Source organism: Bradyrhizobium huanghuaihaiense (genome assembly GCF_025200885.1).
Taxonomy (GTDB): Bacteria; Pseudomonadota; Alphaproteobacteria; order Rhizobiales; family Xanthobacteraceae; genus Bradyrhizobium; species Bradyrhizobium huanghuaihaiense.
The window spans coordinates 139646-159126 of record NZ_CP104172.1 but is presented as its reverse complement, the minus strand read 5'-3'; the positions used below and the strand labels follow the sequence as shown (position 1 = coordinate 159126).

Annotated in this window: 20 protein-coding genes and 1 tRNA gene; 9 read left to right on the top strand and 12 right to left on the bottom strand. The window is 65.3% G+C overall.

The genetic code is table 11. The features are described 5' to 3' along the window. The first annotated feature begins 73 nt into the window (after nucleotides 1-73). Entirely contained in the window at nucleotides 74-1459 is a 1386-nt protein-coding gene (locus N2603_RS00710; protein WP_260387326.1) for a flavin monoamine oxidase family protein, read from the top strand. A gap of 166 nt (nucleotides 1460-1625) precedes the next feature. Here the strand turns inward: N2603_RS00710 and N2603_RS00705 are convergent, their stop codons facing one another. From N2603_RS00705 to pheS, 4 genes are all read right to left on the bottom strand, one after another. Then, nucleotides 1626-2396 (bottom strand): sulfite exporter TauE/SafE family protein, encoded by a 771-nt coding sequence (locus N2603_RS00705; protein ID WP_260387325.1) that lies wholly within the window; start codon nucleotides 2394-2396, stop codon nucleotides 1626-1628. 55 nt (nucleotides 2397-2451) lie between these two features. Then, the gene (gene pheT / locus N2603_RS00700; RefSeq protein WP_260387324.1) at nucleotides 2452-4860 is read right to left on the bottom strand and encodes a phenylalanine--tRNA ligase subunit beta; all 2409 of its coding nucleotides are present in this window, start codon (nucleotides 4858-4860) and stop codon (nucleotides 2452-2454) included. After that, on the bottom strand, nucleotides 4857-5303 hold the full coding sequence (locus tag N2603_RS00695) for an endonuclease domain-containing protein (RefSeq protein WP_260387323.1): 447 nt from the start codon (nucleotides 5301-5303) through the stop codon (nucleotides 4857-4859). The genes pheT and N2603_RS00695 overlap by 4 nt, the downstream gene beginning before the upstream one ends. A 215-nt stretch (nucleotides 5304-5518) precedes the next feature. Then, a complete protein-coding gene (gene pheS / locus N2603_RS00690) occupies nucleotides 5519-6601 on the bottom strand; it encodes a phenylalanine--tRNA ligase subunit alpha (protein WP_260387322.1) in 1083 nt (360 codons plus the stop codon). 152 nt (nucleotides 6602-6753) lie between these two features. On the opposite strand from pheS, the gene N2603_RS00685 reads away from it, so the two are divergent. After that, the gene (locus N2603_RS00685) at nucleotides 6754-7179 is read left to right on the top strand and encodes a hypothetical protein (RefSeq protein WP_425248969.1); all 426 of its coding nucleotides are present in this window, start codon (nucleotides 6754-6756) and stop codon (nucleotides 7177-7179) included. A gap of 8 nt (nucleotides 7180-7187) precedes the next feature. Here the strand turns inward: N2603_RS00685 and rplT are convergent, their stop codons facing one another. Next, nucleotides 7188-7547 carry a 50S ribosomal protein L20 gene (gene rplT, locus N2603_RS00680; RefSeq protein ID WP_008143961.1) on the bottom strand — a complete coding sequence of 120 codons (360 nt, stop codon included), beginning with the start codon at nucleotides 7545-7547 and terminating at the stop codon, nucleotides 7188-7190. Between the two features lie 80 nt (nucleotides 7548-7627). After that, nucleotides 7628-7828 (bottom strand): 50S ribosomal protein L35, encoded by a 201-nt coding sequence (gene rpmI / locus N2603_RS00675; protein ID WP_008539890.1) that lies wholly within the window; start codon nucleotides 7826-7828, stop codon nucleotides 7628-7630. A 272-nt stretch (nucleotides 7829-8100) separates the two neighbouring features. Between rpmI and N2603_RS00670 the strand changes: the two genes are divergently transcribed. Continuing rightward, complete coding sequence (locus tag N2603_RS00670) at nucleotides 8101-8505, top strand: hypothetical protein (protein ID WP_260387320.1); 405 nt, start codon at nucleotides 8101-8103, stop codon at nucleotides 8503-8505. 240 nt (nucleotides 8506-8745) lie between these two features. Here N2603_RS00670 and infC read toward each other — a convergent pair whose 3' ends face one another. Next, nucleotides 8746-9285: a translation initiation factor IF-3 gene (infC, locus tag N2603_RS00665; protein ID WP_080648110.1), complete on the bottom strand. Its 540-nt coding sequence runs from the start codon at nucleotides 9283-9285 to the stop codon at nucleotides 8746-8748. Nucleotides 9286-9536: 251 nt separating this feature from the next. Here infC and N2603_RS00660 point away from each other — a divergent pair, with 251 nt between their 5' ends. Beyond that, nucleotides 9537-10325: an alpha/beta hydrolase gene (locus N2603_RS00660; RefSeq protein ID WP_260387319.1), complete on the top strand. Its 789-nt coding sequence runs from the start codon at nucleotides 9537-9539 to the stop codon at nucleotides 10323-10325. Nucleotides 10326-10484: 159 nt separating this feature from the next. Then, nucleotides 10485-10952, top strand: coding sequence for a nuclear transport factor 2 family protein (locus tag N2603_RS00655; RefSeq protein WP_260387318.1), 468 nt, complete (start codon nucleotides 10485-10487; stop codon nucleotides 10950-10952). 117 nt (nucleotides 10953-11069) lie between these two features. Here the strand turns inward: N2603_RS00655 and N2603_RS00650 are convergent, their stop codons facing one another. The 3 genes from N2603_RS00650 to N2603_RS00640 form a co-directional block, all read right to left on the bottom strand. Next, the gene (locus tag N2603_RS00650) at nucleotides 11070-11867 is read right to left on the bottom strand and encodes a thioesterase family protein (RefSeq protein WP_260387317.1); all 798 of its coding nucleotides are present in this window, start codon (nucleotides 11865-11867) and stop codon (nucleotides 11070-11072) included. A gap of 204 nt (nucleotides 11868-12071) precedes the next feature. Next, nucleotides 12072-13247 carry a tRNA epoxyqueuosine(34) reductase QueG gene (queG, locus tag N2603_RS00645; protein WP_260387316.1) on the bottom strand — a complete coding sequence of 392 codons (1176 nt, stop codon included), beginning with the start codon at nucleotides 13245-13247 and terminating at the stop codon, nucleotides 12072-12074. After that, nucleotides 13196-13888: a glutathione S-transferase family protein gene (locus tag N2603_RS00640; RefSeq protein WP_018645042.1), complete on the bottom strand. Its 693-nt coding sequence runs from the start codon at nucleotides 13886-13888 to the stop codon at nucleotides 13196-13198. Before N2603_RS00640 ends, queG begins: the two co-directional genes overlap by 52 nt. A 169-nt stretch (nucleotides 13889-14057) precedes the next feature. Here N2603_RS00640 and N2603_RS00635 point away from each other — a divergent pair, with 169 nt between their 5' ends. The 3 genes from N2603_RS00635 to N2603_RS00625 all read left to right on the top strand — a co-directional run bounded on the left by N2603_RS00635 (nucleotide 14058) and on the right by N2603_RS00625 (nucleotide 17136). Beyond that, nucleotides 14058-14864: an undecaprenyl-diphosphate phosphatase gene (locus tag N2603_RS00635; RefSeq protein ID WP_260387315.1), complete on the top strand. Its 807-nt coding sequence runs from the start codon at nucleotides 14058-14060 to the stop codon at nucleotides 14862-14864. 196 nt (nucleotides 14865-15060) lie between these two features. Continuing rightward, on the top strand, nucleotides 15061-16392 hold the full coding sequence (locus tag N2603_RS00630) for an FAD-binding oxidoreductase (RefSeq protein ID WP_260387314.1): 1332 nt from the start codon (nucleotides 15061-15063) through the stop codon (nucleotides 16390-16392). 3 nt (nucleotides 16393-16395) lie between these two features. Next, the gene (locus N2603_RS00625) at nucleotides 16396-17136 is read left to right on the top strand and encodes an SDR family oxidoreductase (protein ID WP_260387313.1); all 741 of its coding nucleotides are present in this window, start codon (nucleotides 16396-16398) and stop codon (nucleotides 17134-17136) included. Nucleotides 17137-17290: 154 nt separating this feature from the next. On the opposite strand, the gene N2603_RS00620 is transcribed toward N2603_RS00625, so the two are convergent. After that, the gene (locus tag N2603_RS00620; RefSeq protein ID WP_260387312.1) at nucleotides 17291-18256 is read right to left on the bottom strand and encodes a complex I NDUFA9 subunit family protein; all 966 of its coding nucleotides are present in this window, start codon (nucleotides 18254-18256) and stop codon (nucleotides 17291-17293) included. 152 nt (nucleotides 18257-18408) lie between these two features. Here N2603_RS00620 and N2603_RS00615 point away from each other — a divergent pair. Continuing rightward, nucleotides 18409-18495 (top strand) — tRNA-Leu (locus tag N2603_RS00615). Between the two features lie 55 nt (nucleotides 18496-18550). Here the strand turns inward: N2603_RS00615 and N2603_RS00610 are convergent. Beyond that, nucleotides 18551-19312: an alpha/beta hydrolase gene (locus N2603_RS00610; RefSeq protein ID WP_260387311.1), complete on the bottom strand. Its 762-nt coding sequence runs from the start codon at nucleotides 19310-19312 to the stop codon at nucleotides 18551-18553. Between the last annotated feature and the right edge of the window lie 169 nt (nucleotides 19313-19481).

Genomic DNA, 19481 nt, shown 5'->3' with positions numbered 1-19481 from the left:
TTGCCGTGCAACATCAGATGCGGCAAGGTTCGCGGGCTGTTCCCGTTTGCCGCAAGTCTCCGGAAACCATGACATGACAATCACGCGCCGCGGTTTCCTTTCGGCGTCGGCGGCCCTTGCCGCGCTCCCGGTGCTGCGCGCAAACGCCGCGCCCCTGCCGCGCGAGGCCGACATCGTCGTGATCGGCGCAGGTGCGGCTGGAATTGCCGCAGCGCGGCGCATCACGGCAGCCAATCGCAAGGTCGTGGTGGTGGAGGCGGCCTCGCAGGTCGGCGGCCGCTGCATCACGGATACCACGACCTTTGACGTGCCGTTCGACCGCGGCGCGCGCTGGATGCACAATCCCGAGACCAATCCGATGATCCGCCTGGCGCGCAGCGCCGGGCTCGACGTGCTGCCCGCGCCGGCCGGCCAGAAGATGCGCATCGGTCGCCGCAACGCACGCGCGGGCGAAACCGAGGAGTTTCTGGCGGCGCTGGTCCGTGCCAACCGTGCCATCGACGAGGCCGCGCGCGGCAAGCTCGACACCTCCTGCGCGTCCGTGCTGCCGAAGGACCTGGGCGACTGGGCCGGGGCGACCGAGTTCATGCTGGGCGCGAGCTTTGGCGGCAAGGACCTGAAGGAGCTGTCCGCGATCGACAAGGCGCGCGCGCAGGACCGCAATGCTGCGATCGCCTGCCGCCAGGGGCTGGGCACGCTGATCACCAAGCTCGGCGAGCAGGCGCCGGTCGCGTTGTCGACGCCGGCGAGCCGGATCGTCTGGAGCAACCGCGACGTCAGTGTCGAGACGCAGAGCGGCAAGATTGCCGCGCGCGCCGCCATCATCACGGTCTCGACCAACGTGCTGACATCGGGCGCGATCAAGTTCGCGCCCGACATCCCCAAGCGGACGCTCGATGCAGCCTCAAAGCTCACCCTCGGCAGCTACGACCACATCGTGCTGCAGCTCCCCGGCAATCCGCTCGGCCTGTCGCGCGACGACATCCTGATCGAGCAGAGCAATTCGACTCGCACGGCGCTGATGTACGCCAATATCGGCGGCTCCTCGTTGTGCTCGATCGATGTCGGCGGCTCGTTCGGGCGCGATCTCTCCGAGCAGGGCGAGAAGGCGATGGCCGCTTTCGCGAAGGAATGGATCACGAAGCTGTTCGGCAGCGAGGCCGCGGTTGCCGTGCAGAAGACCAGCGCGACGCGCTGGAACGCTTCGCCTTACGTGATGGGTGCGATGTCGGCCTCCGCGCCCGGCGGTCAGCTCTCGCGAAGGATCCTGACCGAGCCGATCGGCAATGTGTTCCTCGCCGGCGAAGCCACCCACGAGACGTTGTGGGGCACCGTCGACGGCGCCTGGGAAAGCGGCGAGCGCGCCGCGGACGCCGCGCTCCGCAAGATCGGCGCGATCAAGGACGAACCGGCCGATGTGCCGACGCAGTCGACGAAGAAGCGGCGGGCGAGGCAGTAGGGCAGCCAAGCGGCAACAAACTCCGCCGTCGTCCCGGCGAAGGCCGGGACCCATAACCACAGAGCGTGGTTTGGCGAAGATTCGTAGTTCGGTACCTCTACGGACTACAACCGATAGATCACGCGGTATGGGTCCCGGCCTTCGCTGGGACGACGCGTGGAGAGAGCTACCGCAGCACGCCATCCAGCGCCGGCAGCCCAAAGATCACCGCCATCGCGATCAGCGCATAGCAAACCCCGCGAAACACCCTTTCACTCGCGCGGCCGAATAGGGATGCGCCGAAGGCGACGCCGAGGGCGTAGACCGGGCCGACGATCAGCGACAGCACCAGCGACTCGCGGCTGATCAGGCCGGTGGCGGCGTAGCTGACCATCGAGAAGAAATCCGATGCGCCAAAGAACAGCAGGATGTTGGCGCGGGCGACGATCGGCGCGATCGGGCGGCCGAGCCAGTAGCCGACGATCGGCGGTCCACCGGTCTGCGCGAGGCCGCTGCAGAAGCCGGAGAGGCCGCCGATGCCGACCGAGAGCCAGGCGTGGTCCTTGCCGCGATAGCGCCAGCCCGACAGCAGCAGAAGCAGCAGCGCGGCGACGAAGCAGGAGATGATCCAGCGCGTGGTGACGGGCTCGAGCACGCTGAGGAAATAGGTGCCGACGGGCACGCCGATCAGCGCACCGAGCACGATCACCGCAGTGGCCTTGCGATCCGCCTTGCGCCACGCATCCGGCAGCAGCGGCGCGGCCGCCACGAAATCGATCACCAGCAGCAGCGCGGCAACGAGCCGCGGCGCCGCGATGCTGCTCGCCAGCGGCATGAAGATCAGCGCCGAGCCGAAGCCGGAGAAGCCGCGCGCGGTGCCCGAAACGAAAGCGACGGCGCAGAGCGCCGTCGCAATGGTGAGGCTGACGTCCTTCGGGAGTAAATCCGCGAAGGTCATGCTCGATGATTCTGGAGCATGATGTTGTCCGAAAACCGCTTCACACTTTTCGGCATCATGCTCTCAACGTGCCGCCGGTCTTCTTCGTCACCTCCGCCACGATCTTCGCGGCGACGGCCTCGATCTCCTGATCGGTCAGGGTCTTCTCGCGCGGCTGAAGCGTGACTGCGACCGCGATCGACTTCTTGCCGTCCTCGATGCCCTTGCCCTCGTAGACGTCGAAGACGTTGACGCCGGTGACCAGCTTCTTGTCGACGCCCTGCGCGGCACGGACGATGTCGCCGGCCTTGACCGCGCGATCGACGATGAAAGCGAAGTCCCGCGACACCGGCTGGAATGCCGACAGCTCGATGACGGGTTTTGCGCGGGTCGGCTTCTTCTTCGCCTCGGGGATGCGGTCGAGGATCACCTCGAACACCATCAGCGGCCCGTCGGCGCCGAGCGCCTCGAGCGCGCGCGGATGCACCTCGCCGAAAGTGCCGAGCACGTTCTGCGGCCCGATCTGGATCGTGCCGGAGCGGCCCGGATGCAGCCAGCCGGGACCGCCGGAGACGATCTGCAGCGCCTGCATCGGCGCGCCGGCCGCCGCCAGCACCGCCAGCGCATCGGCCTTGGCGTCGAACACGTCGGCCTGCGCCGAGCCGGTCCAGTGCCGTCCGAGACCTTCGGCCGAAGCCAGGCCGCGGCGCACGCCGCTCGCCGCCATGAACTGGTCCTGCGGGCGATCGCCCTTGAAGACCTGGCCGACCTCGAACAGCGCGACATCGCCAAAGCCGCGATCGGCATTGGCCTGCGCCGCTGCGATCAGGCCGGCGAGCAAGGTCGGGCGCATGTCGGAGAGATCAGACGCGATCGGGTTCGCCACTTCGAGCGCGCGCTGGCCGCCGCCGAACAATTCGGCCGCGGGTTTTGCGATGAACGACCAGGTGACGGCCTCGACCATGCCGCGGCTGGCGAGGGCGCGCCGGGCGCGGCGCGTGCGCAGCTGCAGCGGCGTCAGCACGGGCTTGCGCGCGTCCTCGCCGCGCTCGAACGGCGTCATCGGCACCTTGTCGACGCCGAAGATGCGGACGATCTCCTCGACGATGTCGGCCTTACCGTGCACGTCGGAGCGCCACGACGGCACCGCGACCTTCACGACGGGGCCGGGGCCCGCCATCATGAAGCCGAGATGGGTCAGGATGCGCTTCATCTCGACCTGCGGCACCTCGATGCCGGACAGGCGCTTGACCTCGGTGACAGGGAAATCGATCACGCGGTCGTCGCCAAAGGCCTTGCCGACCACGACGTTCTCGGACGGCGCGCCGCCGCACATCTCCATCACGAGCTTCGTCGCCAGCTCGAGGCCGGGCACCATGAAAGCCGGATCGACGCCGCGCTCGAAGCGGTAGCGCGCATCGGAATTGATGCCGAGCTTGCGGCCGGTCTGGGCGATGTTGATCTCGTTCCACAGCGCCGATTCGATCAGCACGTCGGTGGTGTTCTCGTCGCAGCCCGAGGCTTCGCCGCCCATGATGCCGGCGAGCGATTCGACGCCGTGCTCGTCCGCGATCACGCAAATGGCGGGATCGAGATTATAGGTACGGCCGTCGAGCGCCAGCAGGGTCTCGCCCTCGCGCGCCCGGCGCACGAGGAGATTGCCTTTCACCTTCTTGGCGTCGAACACGTGCAGCGGACGCGCGCGGTCGTAGGTCATGAAATTGGTGATGTCGACCAGCGCGTTGATCGGACGCAGACCGATCGCGGTCAGCCGCTTCTGCAGCCATTCCGGCGACGGCCCGTTCTTGACGCCGCGCACGAGGCGGAGCGCGAAGCCGGGACAGAGCGTGGCGTCCTCGACCGTGACCTTCACCGGACACGGGAATTCGCCCTTGACCGGCTTGATCGTGGGGTCCTTGAACTTGCCCATGTCGGCGGCGGCAAGATCCCGCGCGATGCCGTGCACGCCGGTGCAGTCCTGCCGGTTCGGCGTCAAATTGATCTCGATCACGGGATCGCCGAGCGCAGCCCATTCGGCGTAAGCAGCGCCGATCGGCGCGTCCGCCGGCAATTCCATGATGCCGTCATGGTCGTTGGAGATCTGCAGCTCGGCCGCCGAACACAGCATGCCGCGGCTCTCGACACCGCGGATGGTGCCGACGCCGAGCGTGATGTCCTTGCCGGGAATGTAGGTGCCGGGGGCTGAGAACACGCTGACGAGCCCCGCGCGCGCATTCGGCGCGCCGCACACGACCTGCACGGGCGCGCCACCGTCGCCGGTGTCGACCATGCAGACCCGCAGGCGATCCGCATTCGGATGCTGCTCGGCTGAGATCACCTTCGCGATGGTGAACGGCTTCAGCGCCTTCGCCTTGTCCTCGATGTTCTCGACCTCGAGCCCGATCATGGTGAGCTTGTCGGCGAGTTTTTCGAGCGGCTCGTCGGTCTCGAGATGGTCCTTCAGCCAGGAGAGGGTGAATTTCATGGCTGTTTCTTCTCCACGGAGACGGTCTGCTCCCTCTTCCGCTTGCGGGGGAGGGCTGGGGTGGGGGCTCTCTCCGCGACGGTGGTCGCAATTGTTTCGAGAACGCCGCCACGATTGGTCATGACATCGAGATTGCTGAAGCGGAGCACTTTGAAGCCCTTCGCTTCGATCGCGGCAGAGCGACGCGCGTCGGCGCGCTCGCCTTCGTCCGAGAAATGTTGGCCGCCATCGAGTTCGATGACGAGCTTGGCCGCGTGGCAGATGAAATCGGCGATGTAGTGTTCGATCGGCACCTGGCGGCGGAAGCTCGCGCCGTTCAATCGGCCGGCGCGCAGCTCCGACCACAAGATACGTTCTGCATCGGTTGAATTGCGCCTGAGCGTACGCGCATTCGCTCGAAGCTTGGGTGGTACCTTCCAATCAGGATGTTCAGGATCGACCATTGGCAACCCCATTGAGGAAATACCCTCTCCCCAACCCTCCCCCGCAGGCGGGGGAGGGAGCTCGACCTGTCGAGCGGCCAGAGAATACGTCCCCACGAAACGAAGGCCACGCGCTCGCTCCATCCATTCCCTCCCCCGCTTGCGGGGGAGGGGTAGGGAGAGGGTTGTCTCCGCGGAGGGAACGGAGAGAATCGTCGTATGGCCAATCACTGCCATCACGTGCTCAATCCCCCCGCCAGCGTCGGCACCTCCAGCGGCTTGAAGCCGTAATGGGACAGCCAGCGGACGTCGCTGTCGAACAGCTGGCGCAGATCGGCGATGCCGTATTTCAGCATGGCGATGCGGTCGATGCCCATGCCCCAGGCAAAGCCCTGGTACTCGTCGGGATCGATGCCGCAGGCGCGCAGCACGTTCGGATGCACCATGCCGCAGCCGAGAATCTCCAGCCAGTCATCGCCCTCGCCGAAGCGGATCTCGCCCTTGTCGCGGCGGCACTGGATGTCGACTTCCAGCGACGGCTCGGTGAACGGAAAGAACGAGGGCCGGAAGCGCATGTTGATGTGGTCGACCTCGAAGAACGCCTTGCAGAACTCGTGCAGGATCCATTTGAGGTGGCCGAGATGCGAGCTCTTGTCGATGACGAGGCCTTCGACCTGGTGGAATTGCGGCGTGTGGGTCGCGTCCGAATCGATGCGATAGGTGCGGCCCGGGCAGATCACGCGGATCGGCGGCTTCTGGCTCAGCATGGTGCGCACCTGCACCGGCGAGGTGTGAGTCCGCAGCAGCATGCGCGAGCCGTCCTCCTTCGGATGGAAGAAGAAGGTGTCGTGCATCTCGCGCGCCGGATGGCCTTCCGGGAAGTTCAGCTTGGTGAAGTTGTAGTCGTCGGTCTCGATGTCGGGGCCTTCGGCGACCGAGAATCCCATGTCGGCGAAGATCGTGGTCAGCTCGTCCCAGACCTGGCTGAGCGGATGGATCCGGCCGGCCTCGGCCGCCGCATCGCGCAGCGGCAGCGTCACGTCGATGGTCTCCGACGCGAGCCGCGCATCGAGCGCCGCCGACTTCAGCACGTCGCGCCGTGCTGCGAGCGCCTGCGTGACCTTGTCCTTGGCGAGGTTGATCGCCGCGCCCTGCGTCTTGCGCTCGTCCGGCGACATCTTGCCGAGCGTGGCAAGCAGCGCCGAGATCGAGCCCTTCTTGCCGAGGGCCGCGACGCGCACCGCTTCCAGGGCGGCTTCATCGGCCGCAGTGGCGATCTGGTCGAGGATGGATGTTTCGAGCGTTGCGAGGTCGGACACAGTCAAATCCTTGCTGCCAAAATTCGGCTGGGTTGTCGCCGCCCGAAGGCCGTAACGTCAAGCAAAAAGCCGGTCATTTCGGGCACATGGCCGGCTGGGTTGAACCCTGCGCGGGGACCCGGCACCAAGGAGGATACGGGGAGACCTTTGCGATGCTGTCGAAATCCTGTCGTGCCGTTTGTCCTGCCGTTCTGGCCGTAGTCCTGTCGGTCGCAGGCACCCCTGCGCGCGCCATGGTCTGCATGGAGACATCCATGACGCTGGATGAGGTCGTCGACACCATCAACAAGCAGAAGAGCTGCGAAAGCGCGATGAAGGTGTTTCAGGATTGCCAGTTGACCGCGAGCGGCGATGTCCAGCTTGGCGCCGCCGTCGAGAAGAAGTGCGAGGCGGACTTCTTGCCCGGTCTCAACACGGCGCAGCAGCAGGCTTACAAACGCGAGATGCGCGTCTGCGACCAGAAATACCGGAACAAGTCCGGCACCATGTATCTCTCGTTCGCAGCTTTTTGCCGGGCGGAGGTCGCCCAGCGCTACTCGCAACGCGCGCTGAAGGCTGCGGGCCCAAAGGCCCGCTAGCGCAAGCCTTAAGCAGCCAGAGCCGCCTTGGCCTTCTCGGCGATCGCCTGGAACGCCGCGGGCTCGCTGATCGCGAGATCCGACAGCACCTTGCGGTCCACGGTGATCCCGGACTTGGCCATGCCGTCGATAAATTTGCTGTAGGTCAGGCCGAACGGACGGACGGCAGCGTTGATGCGCTGGATCCAGAGCGCGCGGAACGTCCGCTTCTTACGCTTGCGGTCGCGGAAGGCGTATTGCTGGGCCTTCTCCACGGCCGGCTTGGCGGCGCGGATGGTGTTCTTGCGGCGGCCGTAGAAACCCTTGGCGGCCTTGTAGACTTTCTTGTGCTTGGCGTGGGCGGTCACACCGCGTTTGACGCGAGACATGACGAAATCCTTCAGAGATGACTTTGGTTATCGGATTGCCGCACGGAATGCGGCAGGGATGGCAGTGATCGTGGACGCGATCAGGCGTTCGGCAAGAAGTACTTCTTGACGTTGTCGCCGTCGGTCTTGAACAGCACGCGGGTGCCGCGGAGCTGACGGATCTGCTTCTTCGTCCGCTTGATCATGCCGTGACGCTTGCCGCGCTGGGCGTGCATCACTTTGCCGGTGGCAGTCACCTTGAAGCGCTTTTTAGCGCCCGATTTGGTCTTCAGCTTGGGCATTTGGCTCTCCTAATGGCCATAGAGATCCGCCCGCGAAGGCGGCTGGCCGTCAAAAATGCTCGTTAGAGCGTTGATTGTGCTCAGGTTTTACGAACAAGCGCGAAACCCGCACGAAACACCGCCACGGCAGCCCTTAATCAGCCGGGCGATGAAGGCTGGGCTTATGACAGAGGACAAGCCAATTGGCAACGATGAACCGCCGAAACCTGCCCGCCGACTATTGGATGTTGCTACCCTCATGTCCAAGCCTTGTCGCCTGAAGCAGGTCCAAAATGGCCCATTTCCCGCAATTTCTGACTTCGCTGGGCGGTTTCGCCCGTCCGCGCCATCTGGCGCTGTTCGCCGTGCTCGCCACGGCTGCGCTGCCGTCAACTGCCGAGGCTCGCGCCGGCGGCTATGACGGCATCTGGAACGTCACCTTCGCCACCACCCGCGGCAATTGCAGCTCGGGCTACAGCGTTCCGTTCACCGTATCAGGCAGCCGCGTCTCGTCCGCTGGTGGCGGCCGGGTCTCGGGCCGGGTCAACCGCGCCGGGGCTGTCGCCGTCCAGGTCTCGGTCGGCGCCTCCCATGCCAGCGGCGGCGGCCGGCTCGCCGGCATGTACGGCGCCGGTTCGTGGAGGGGCATCATTTCCGGCGATTACTGCAGCGGTACCTGGCAGGCGACGCGGACATAGCCGCCGCCAATAATGCGGTGCGCCCCCTCCCCCGCCTGCGGGGGAGGGTTGGGGAGAGGGTGTCTTCTCTCGCGAGAAACCCCCAAGAGGCGCGAGCCCTCACCCGGCGCTTCGCGCCACCCTTTCCCGCAAGCGGGAGAGGGTGCAGCAGCGCCCGCGGCACTACCTCGGCAAAACAAAACGGCCCGCCGGAAATCCGGACGGGCCGTTGAACTCTTAGAAAGTCCTAACGAGCTGCTGTCAGCGCGGCGCCAGCACCATGACGACCTGGCGACCTTCGAACCGCGCGTCCTGCTCGACCTTGGCGAGCTCGGCGACGTCGGTCTTGATCTTGTCCAGAAGCTTGGTGCCGATCTCCTGGTGCGCCATTTCGCGGCCGCGATAGCGCAGCGTGATCTTGACCTTGTCGCCCTCTTCGAAGAACCGCTGCATCGCGCGCATCTTCACGTCGTAATCGTGGTCGTCGATCATCGGGCGGAGCTTGATCTCCTTGATCTCGACGGTCTTCTGCCGCTTGCGGGCTTCCGCGGCTTTCTTCTGAGCGGAATACTTGTACTTGCCGTAGTCCATGATCTTGCAGACCGGAGGACTGACATTCGGCGAAATCTCGACCAGATCCATGCCGGCTTCCTGGGCCATCCGGATGGCGAGGACCGTCTCGACCGTGCCCTTGTTGTCACCGGTCTGATCGATCAGCTGGATCTGCGCATTGCGAATATCATCATTGATGCGCGGCCCGTCTTTGCTGGCAGCGGGCGGAGCTTTATTAGGACGGCGAATGGGTGGTTCTCCAAAGTTGTGAAAGAAGCGGCTATTTTGAAGGAAGATGCGTTTGCCGGCAAGCAATTCGCTCGTGCCGCGGTCGAAATACCCTCAAATGCGAGGCATTTTGGCCACGCCCTCCGGCACGTTGACGGACATAGACACCTTGCTTCTGTTCCGCAAGCGTCCCAAAGGGACAATGCCGATATCAGGCTTGCATTCGGAACACGCCCCGACAGCTCAAACCGCACAGCCAGAGTAAACGTTCCATGACCAATGCCAGTCCCGATGCCGTGCTCGATTTCATCGATGTGGGCGAGGGCGCGTCCGCGCGCCGGATCGCGGTGCGCCACCGCGCCGGAAAGGGTCCCGGCCTCGTCTGGCTCGGCGGTTTCAAGTCGGACATGCAGGGCGGCAAGGCTGTGGCGCTGGACGCCTGGGCCCACGAGCATGGCCGCGCCGTCGTCCGATTCGATTATTCCGGCCACGGCGAATCCAGCGGCGATTTCGCCGACGGAACCATCGGAAGCTGGCTCGAGGATAGCGTCGCCGTGTTCGAGCGGTTCTGCGACGGCCCGCAAGTCCTGATCGGCTCCTCTATGGGCGGCTGGATGGCGCTGCTGCTTGCGCGCGAGATCAGGAAGCGCGCCGGCAAGGCGTCGCTGGCCGGGCTCGTGCTGATCGCGCCGGCGCCCGACTTCACCGAGGAGCTGATGTGGAACAAATTCTCGCCCGCGGTGAAGAAGGAGATCGAGACCAAAGGCTTCTGGCTGCGGCCGTCGGACTATGGCGACGGCTCGCCCTATCCGATCACGCGGAAGCTGATCGAGGAAGGCCGCAACCATCTCGTGCTGGGCGGCGCCATCGATCTCGGTTGCCCCGTCCGCATCCTGCAAGGCGCGCAGGATCCTGACGTGCCCTGGCAGCACGCGTTCGCGCTGACGCACCGCCTGCCGGCCGACGACGTCGTCCTGACCATGATCCAGGACGGCGACCACCGCCTGTCGCGCCCGCAGGACATCGCGCGCATTCTTGCCGCGGTCGCCGAGATCGGGTGAAGTGTCTCTAAACAATCGGTGTCATCGTCCGCGAAGGCGGACGATCCGGTATTCCTGAGGCGGTCGTTTCTAATCGAGAAGCCGCGGCGTACTGGATGTCCGCCCCCGTGCGCAATTGCGCACTAGGCGGGGCATGACGGAGAATTGGGAGACGCGCCAATGACTACCACCGCCATGCTGCGCGCCTTCTGCGACGCCGTCGAGCAGCGCAACGGCCGTGCCTTCGCCGAGCTGTTCACCGAGGACGGTGTCTATCACGACGTCTTCTACGGCGCGTTCGCAGGCCGCGAGAAGATCGCCGCGATGATCGACGACTGGTTCTATCGCACGGCGACCGATTTCCGCTGGGACATGCATGACCCCGTGTCGGACGGTACCACGCTCTATGCGCGCTACACTTTCAGCTATCGTTCGACCTTGCCCGACGCGAACGGCGCGCGGGCGATGTTCGAGGGCGTCGCGATCATGACGCTGCGTGACGGCAGGATCGCCTGTTATCACGAGGTCGCCAACAGCGCGCCGGCGTTCGTCGACCTGAAGTTCGCGCCGGAGCGAATTGCCAAGATCGTCGGCAAGCAGGGTGCCGAATTGAAGGCGCGGCCGGAGATGAAGCGGCATCTGGCGTAGGCTCTCTCCCCGTCATTCCGGGGCGCGCCTCTTGGCGCGAGCCCGGAATCCATCGGGCCCCAGTCCAGGAGGTGAGATGGATTCCGGGCTCACGCTTCGCGTGCCCCGGAATGACAACTACGGCGGCGTCACCTTCGGCATCGGCTTGCGCTGTGCCAGCGCTGCGACCGTCGCGGTGCCGATCGGACCCTGTTCGTCATAGAGCCAGCACTCGCCGATCGCGACGCCGTCGGTGGCCTGGTGGTTCACGACATCGAAGCCGATCCAGTTCGTCACCGGCAGGCGGTGGAGATAGATCGTGACGTCGCTGTTGATGTAGCCGAGTCCCTTGTCGCCGGCGTTCGCGAACGGGCTGGCGAAGTCGGCGCCGACGGCAACATGGACGAACGGCGTCATCGGCACGCCGGCGACGAGCTCGCGCACCTCGCTCATCCACAGCCGGCGCGGCCCGAGCGAGCCCATGTGACCGACGATCGGGCGCGTCGTCCCTTTGCCGTGCATGCCGAGCCTGGGATCAGTCGGTTTCGGAATGTCTGATGGCTTCGGCACGTCCCAGTTCGGCGGCGACCAGACATTGCCATCAGGGTTCTGCGTCTTGCGCAGCAGCTGGCACGAGGCGCGCGCCATGCTGACGCCGCCGGAAACGAACTCCGCTTCGACCACGCGGATGCGCAGTCCGTCGCGCACGACCCGCGTCGTCACTTCGATCGGCTTGTCGATGGTCGGCAGCCGAAACATGTCGACCGTGAGTCGCGCCGGCACGAATTCGGGCCCCGAGTGGCGCTCCTCGACGGCGAAGCCGAGCAGGCCGACGATGACGCGTCCGTGCAGCGATTTCGGGTCCCACGGACCGTTGGCGACTTCCGTCGGGTGGAATGTATCGCCCTCGCGGGTGAAGAAAGGCATGTTTGTCATGGCGCGCGACTTTTTAGGGAATGGGTGGGGAAATCAAGTGTGGTGAGGGCGAGCGTCGTTGCCACAAGCGCTACTGTCATCGCCCGGCTTGATCGGGCGATCCAGTACTCCGAGACAGCAGTGATAGAATCGAGAAGCCGCGGCGTACTGGATTCCCCGCCCCCGTGCGCAATTGCGCACTAGGCGGGGAATGACAGCGCTGGGTCAGGAAGCGGCCCGCCACTCCTCGCGAACGCTGTCGTCGTGCTCGTTGCTCGCCGCAGTCAGCTTCATTGCCTCAAACTCTTCCCGCGACACCAGCTGCCCCAACGCCCACACCGCAGCGCCACGCACCAGCGGGCTCGCATCATCCAGCAATCGCCGCGCCTCTTTCGCCAACGCCGCATCACCGGAGTTGCCGATCGCAATCAGCACGTTGCGCAGGAAGCGGTCGCGGCCGATGCGCTTGACCGGGGACTTCGTGAACAGCGCACGGAATGCGGCATCGTCGAGCCGTGCAAGTTCGGCAAGCGATGGTGCGCGCAATTCATCACGCGCCGCGAGCTTGGCCTCGCGTCCCTCCTGCGCAAACTTGTTCCAGGGGCATGCCGCGAGGCAATCGTCGCAGCCATAGATGCGATTGCCGATGCTTTTGCGAAACTCGTGCGGGATCGGCCCCTTGTTCTCGATGGTCAGATACGAGATGCAGCGCCGCGCGTCGAGCTTGTAGGGCGCGGGGAATGCTGCGGTCGGGCAGATGTCGAGACACGCCCGGCACGAGCCGCAATGATCGATCTCGGCATCGTCGCGCGGCAGATCCAGCGTGGTGTAGATCGCGCCGAGGAACAGCCAGGAACCGAACTCGCGCGAGACCAGATTGGTGTGCTTGCCCTGCCAGCCCAGATGCGCGGCCTGCGCGAGCGGCTTCTCCATCACGGCCGCGGTGTCGACGAACACTTTCACGTCCGACGGCGCGGTCGCGACCAGCCACCGTGCCAGCGCCTTCAGCCGTTTCTTGATGAGGTCGTGATAGTCGTCGCCCTGCGCATAGACCGAGATCGCCGCGCGCGTGCGCTGCTTCAGGATCGCCAGTGGATCGGAGTCGGGACCGTAATTGACGCCGAGCATGATCACGCTGCGCACGTCGGCCCACAGCCCGAGCGGATCGACGCGCCGCTCCGGCTGCGCCGCGAGCCAGTCCATGTCGCCGTGTCCGCCCGACGCAATGAATTCGAGAAAATGTTGTCCGGCGGTCTCGATCGTGCCGGGTGCCGTGACGCCGACGCAGTCGAAGCCGAGCGCGCGCGCCTCGCGTTCGAGCGCCGTCTTCAGTTCAGTCGGATTGGAGCTCAGAAATCCAGGTCCACGTAGGTCCGCGACGCCGGCACGCCGGCCAGCCATTCGCTCAACAGCGGACGGAACGACGGGCGGGATTTCACCCGCGCGTACCACGCCTTTGCTGCGTCGTCCTCGCTCCATGGCACGTCGCCCAGATAGTCGATCGCCGAGAGATGCGCCGCGGCGGCGAGATCCGCGTAGGTCAGCCGGTCGCCGGCGAGGAAGTTACGCGTCTGCGCCAGCCAGCCGATATAGGCCAGATGATAGCGCACGTTTGCCTTGGCCGCGCGCATCACGTCGGCCGATGGCGGACCGCCGCCATTCTCCTCGCTCATGAAGCGCTTGTAGATGCGCTCGGTGACGAGAGGGTGCGAAACCTCCTCGAAGAACTTTTCGTTGAACCAGGCCATCAGCCGGCGCACCTCGACGCGCTCGGTGACCGTCTCCGGCATCAGGCGCTTGGGTCCCATCCCGGCGCCATAGGCCTCGTCGACATATTCGGCGATGATCGCCGCGCCCGGGATCGGCGGCTGCTCGTCGTCCACCAGCACAGGTGTGGTGCCTGCCGCGTTGAGCAGCAAAAATGCCTCGCGCCGTTCCCAGCTGCGCTCTTCGACCAGCTTGAGGTCGAGCCCGTATTCGCCCGCGATCAGGCGGATGAAGCGCGAATGCGGACAGAACGGATGATGAAACAGCGTAAACATGAAGCCTTTGACTATTTGATGGTGCTTAAGATTCCATCAATGTTTGTGCGGCGCCACACTAGTCCTTCAAAACCGCGAAGCAAGAGCGCGATGCCGCATTTAGCGATTGCAGCATTGGGGGGAATAGGCGAGAAGAGCCCCGCTTTTCCAGCGGAAATGGACCGTAAATATGTCAGACGCAATACGGGCAGTGATCCTCGGCATCATCGAGGGTGTGACCGAGTTCCTTCCCGTGTCCTCGACCGGCCACCTGCTGCTCGCCGAGCGTTTCTTCCATCTTGGTGAAGGCGCCTTCTGGGATTCGTTTACCGTTCTGATCCAGCTGGGTGCGATCCTCGCGATCGTCGGGCTGTATTTCAGGAAGCTCTGGGACGTCGTGATCGGCTTCTTCACGGGCGATGCCGATGCGCGCCGTTTCGTGATCGGCGTGCTGGTCGCGTTCCTGCCCGCTGTCGTCGTCGGCCTCGTTGCCGGCAAATACATCAAGAGCGTGCTGTTCAACCCCTGGGTCGTCTGCTTCACGCTGATCGTCGGCGGCGCCATCCTGCTCTGGGTCGACAAGCTCGATCTCAAGCCGCGCGAGCACGATGCCACCAGGTTCCCGCTGCTGATGTATCTCTATATCGGCATCGCGCAGTGCGTGGCGATGATCCCGGGCGTGTCGCGCTCCGGTGCCAGCATCGTCGCGGCGATGCTGCTCGGCGCCGACAAGCGCGCGGCGGCGGAGTTCTCGTTCTTCCTCGCCATCCCCACCATGATCGGCGCGTTCGCCTACGACTTCTACAAGAACCGCTCCGAGATGACGATGGACCACACGGGTATCGTCGCGATCGGCTTCATCGTGTCGTTCATCACCGCGATCATCGTGGTGAAGACGTTCCTGACCTATGTCACCCGCCACGGTTTCGTGGTGTTCGCCTGGTGGCGCGTCATCGTCGGCACGCTCGGCCTGATCGCGCTGGCGCTGGGACGGTAAGCTTATGGCCCGTAGCCCGGATGGAGCGCAGCGTAATCCGGGACGGCAGTCGTTTGTGGCACGATTCCCGGATTGCGCTGCGCTCCATCCGGGCTACGCCGTTGGGTTGGACCCGCGCCTTCAACGTAAAATAAGCTTTTGACCGGTAGGCAGTTTCCAACGCAGGGCGGTCCCCGCCCGGCACAGGAGCTGAACCATGACCCTCGTCTCCGGCTGGGGACGCTTCCCGGTCGTCGATACCGATCTGCTGCGTCCGCGCTCGTTCGAGGCCGTGGGCGACGCCGTCGCTGATGTGACCGGCTCGGTGGCGCGGGGCAACGGCCGCGCCTATGGCGATGCCGCGATCGGCGCTGCCAGGACCGTCGGGATGACCGGGTTCGACCGGATCAGGTCGTTCGATCCGGCCACGGGCCGCATTCGCCTCGAGGCCGGCGTGCTGCTGGCGGACCTGATCGACACTTTTGGCCCGCGCGGCTTCCTGCCCTTCGTCGTGCCCGGCACGCGCTTCGTCTCGGTCGGCGGCGCCATCGCGTCCGACGTGCACGGCAAGAACCATCATTGCGAGGGCGGCTTCGGCCGCTACCTCGACAGCATCCTGCTGCGCACCGGGCAGGGCGAGACCATCGAGGTCTCGCGCGAACAGAACTCCGATGCTTTCTTCGCGACCGTCGGCGGCATGGGCCTCACCGGTGTCATTCTCGAAGCGACGATGCGGCTGCGGCCGGTCGAAACGGGATGGATCCGCGAGCGGGTGATTTCCGCATCCGATCTCGATGCGGCGATGCGCGCGCTCGATGCGGGCGATACCGCGACCTATTCGGTGGCGTGGATCGATTGCGCCGCGCGCGGCCGCAGTCTCGGCCGATCGCTGATCTATCTCGGCGAGCACGCCAATAGAGATGAGCTTGCGGACGGTGCCGACGCATTTCCGGTCGGCAAGGATCCCGGCCTCAGCGTACCAATCGACATGCCGTCGATGACGCTGAACCGCTACAGCATCCGCGCCTTCAACGAGCTCTACTACCGCATGGGCGCGCGGCGCGCCGGCGGCAGCCATGTGGTCTCGCTCTATCCCTATTTCTTCCCGCTCGACAGCCTCAGCGACTGGAATCGCATCTATGGCAAGCGCGGTTTCCTGCAGCACCAATGCGTGATCCCGGAAGCCGGCGCGCGCGCCGTGCTCGGCGACATCCTCGAACGCGTCGCGCGTCGCGGCGATGCCTCCTTCCTCGCCGTGCTGAAGAAGCTCGGCCAGGGCGACGGCCTCCTGTCGTTTCCGCTGCCCGGCTACACGCTGGCGCTGGATTTTCCCGTGAAGGGCGACATCCTGGACTTCCTCGACGAGATCGACCGTCTCGTCGTCGCGGCCGGCGGCCGGCTTTATCTCGCCAAGGACGCGCGTCAGTCGCGCGCCACGTTCGAGGCCGGCTATCCGGCCCTGCGCCGCTTCAACGCGATCCGCAAATCGCTCGATCCCAACGGCAACATCCGCTCGAAACTTTCACAACGCCTGTTCGATGAGGTCTAGGCCGTGACGTCACGCAAGTCCGTTCTGGTGCTGGGTGGCACCTCCGATATCGGCCGCGCCGCCGCGCGCGCCTTTGCCAAGGCCGGCTACGATGTCGGCCTCGCAGGCCGCGACGGCGCCGCGCTGGAGCCTGATGCCGCCGATCTGCGCACGCGTTACAGCGTCGAGGTCGGTGTCTACAGGTTCGACGTGCTCGACACCGCCGCGTTCGAGGGCTTTGTCGGCAGTCTGCCGGCGCTGCCTGACGTCGTCATCTCGATCGTCGGACTGCTCGGCACGCAGGAGAGCGCGCAGAGCGATCTCGCCCACGCCACCACGATCATGCGCTCCAATTACGAGGGACCGTCGCTGATCCTCGGCCTGTTCGCGGAAAAGTTTTTAGGCCGTGGCAGCGGTACGCTCGTCGGCGTGTCGTCGGTCGCCGGCGATCGCGGCCGCGCCTCGAACTACGTCTACGGCTCGGCCAAGGCCGGCTTCTCCGCCTTTCTCTCCGGCTTGCGAGCCCGCGCCAGCCGCGGCGGTGTCCACGTCGTCACGGTGAAGCCCGGCTTCGTCCGCACCAAAATGACCGAGGGCATGAAGCTGATCGGCCCGCTCACCGTCGAGGCGCCGGTCGTCGGCGATGCGATCCTGCGTGCCGTTGAGAACAAGACCGACGTGATCTACGTCAGCGGCAAATGGCGCCTCGTGATGCTGATCATCAAGACGCTGCCGGAAGCGGTGTTCAAGAAGCTGAAGTTTTGACGCTGTTGCCGCGCTGACGGTGCGCTCCCTCTCCCGCTTGCGGGAGAGGGTAGGGGAGAGGGTGCCTCCACAAAGAGACTCCCCAAGAGGAGAAAGCCCTCATCCGATCGCTTCGCGATCGACCTCTCCCGCAAGCGGGAGAGGTGAAACGCCCTCACACGCTCATGCGCTGGAACTGACCGGCCGCGCGGAAGCGCCAGAGATATTGCGGGGCGATCGCCTCCAGCGAATCGGCTGTAATGCCGAGGCCTTCCAGCGTCAGCCCGGCCGCCTTCGCCGCATCGGACACGATATTGTCGCGCTCGAGCAACGTGACCTGGTCCGGCGTCAGCTTGAACGCGCCCGGCGCGAATTGCAGGAAGTTGGCCTGGAAGCGGGCGAGGCCGAACGGCAGCGGCACCAGCATGCGCTTGCGGGCGGTGATCTCGAGGATCGCCTCGATGATCTCGCGCATGGTCAGCACTTCCGGCCCGCCGAGCTCGTAGGTCGCGCCCGCCTTGGCCTTGCCGTCGACGGCATCCGCGATTGCGGTGGCCACGTCGCCGACATAGACCGGTTGCATCCGGGTGTCGCCGCCGATCAGCGGCAGCACCGGCGACATCCGGGCCAGCGCCGCGAAGCGGTTGGTGAACTGGTCCTCGGGGCCGAACATCACCGAGGGGCGGAAAATAGTGGCCGAGGGCACCGCGGCCAGCACGGCCGCCTCGCCGGCGGCCTTGGCCTTGGCGTAGAGCGAGGGCGATTCGGCGTCGGCGCCGATCGCGGAGACATGGATCAGGCGAGCGCCCGCGGCGGCCGCCGCCTTGGCGACGGTCTCGGCGCCCTTTGCCTGGACGGCGTCGAAGGTCTGCGCGCCGCTTTCGGCAAGTATGCCGACCAGATTGATCACGACGTGCGAATCACGCAGCGCCGCCTCGACCGAGGCCGGATAGCGCAGATTGGCCTGGACGACATGGACCTGCCCGACCTTGCCGGAGGGCTGGAGGTATCCGGCCAGTTCCGGTCGCCGCACCGCAACACGGACCCGGTAATCCCGCCGGCATAGCGCGCGGACGACATTTCGGCCCAAAAACCCCGATCCGCCGAAAACCGTGACGAGAGTTTCCAGATTCGATGCCATGAGATCTATTCCTGGGGTCCATTCTTGCGGGAAGAGTGCGTATTATCAGGCTTCTACCGGTCCGGTTTGCGATGCGCAATCCGCATCGCAACGCATGAATTGACAACGGCGTCACCGAACCGTAGTAACCGCCTCCGTGCCCCAAACGGCATGCCCAGGTGGTGGAATTGGTAGACGCGCTGGCTTCAGGTGCCAGTGGCTTAACGGCCGTGAAGGTTCGAGTCCTTTCCTGGGCACCACCCTCCCAAGTGGTTGAAATCGCTCATTTGTAGAGAAGTTGAGCCGCTGACCCTCCTAGCGGAGGTCGCCGCCTGACGCGATGAACGTGGCGATCGCGTCGACCACGCCCGGGGCCAGGGGAAGGCCGGGGTCAGAATACGTCGCGATGTTCGCGGTTCGATCGTCGGAAGCGACGGTCTTCAGCACATGATTGGTGTCCGGAAGCACGGCGAGCCGAGCGGCGGGGTTGGCGCGCCATAGCCCCTCGGCGTCGCTGGGTCCGATTTGGATGTCGCGCTGCCCCTGCACGATGAGAACGGGCTGGCGGCAGGTCGCGATCAGCCTCGCCGGATCGAACGAAAATTGATTGATGAGGAAGTCCTGCACCGCAGGTGAGAACAATGGCAGGAGCGCGGGATGCATTCCGGTCAGGTCAACGCGCCGGCCTGCTTCGAGTTGAGTGATCGCCGACAAGGCTTCATCCAATATCGGCGCATTTGCCGGATTTGATTGCAATTGCTCGCGGAGGACAGCGCCGAGCGGGCGGCCGGCTGTCGCAACCAGGATCAGTCCGCAAAGGTCCGGCGCGTCCTGTGCGGCAACGAGCGCAACCAGTCCGCCCTCGCTATGCCCCAGCACCCAAACGCAGGGCGCTCCTGTGAGCCCGCGGATCGTCGAGACCCAGGCACGCACATCCGCGGCGTAGTCATCGATCGTCACGCAATTGGGGTCGGCGACCGCGGCATGGCTGCCAAACAGGCCACGCTTGTCGATCCGGACGCTCGCGATGCCATGTGTTGCCAGACCCTCCGCCAGCAACCGATAGGTTGATGCCATTAACCCCGTTGGACCATTGCCATCGCGATCCGTCGGGCCGGAGCCTGGGACGATAAGAACGATGGGTGCGCCGGGCGGTCCTGGCGCGAGCAGTGTGCCGGCGAGCGGGCCCTGGGGTCCCGGGATCGCGATTGTCTGCGTCTTGCTTGCCGTCGCTGATGACTGCATG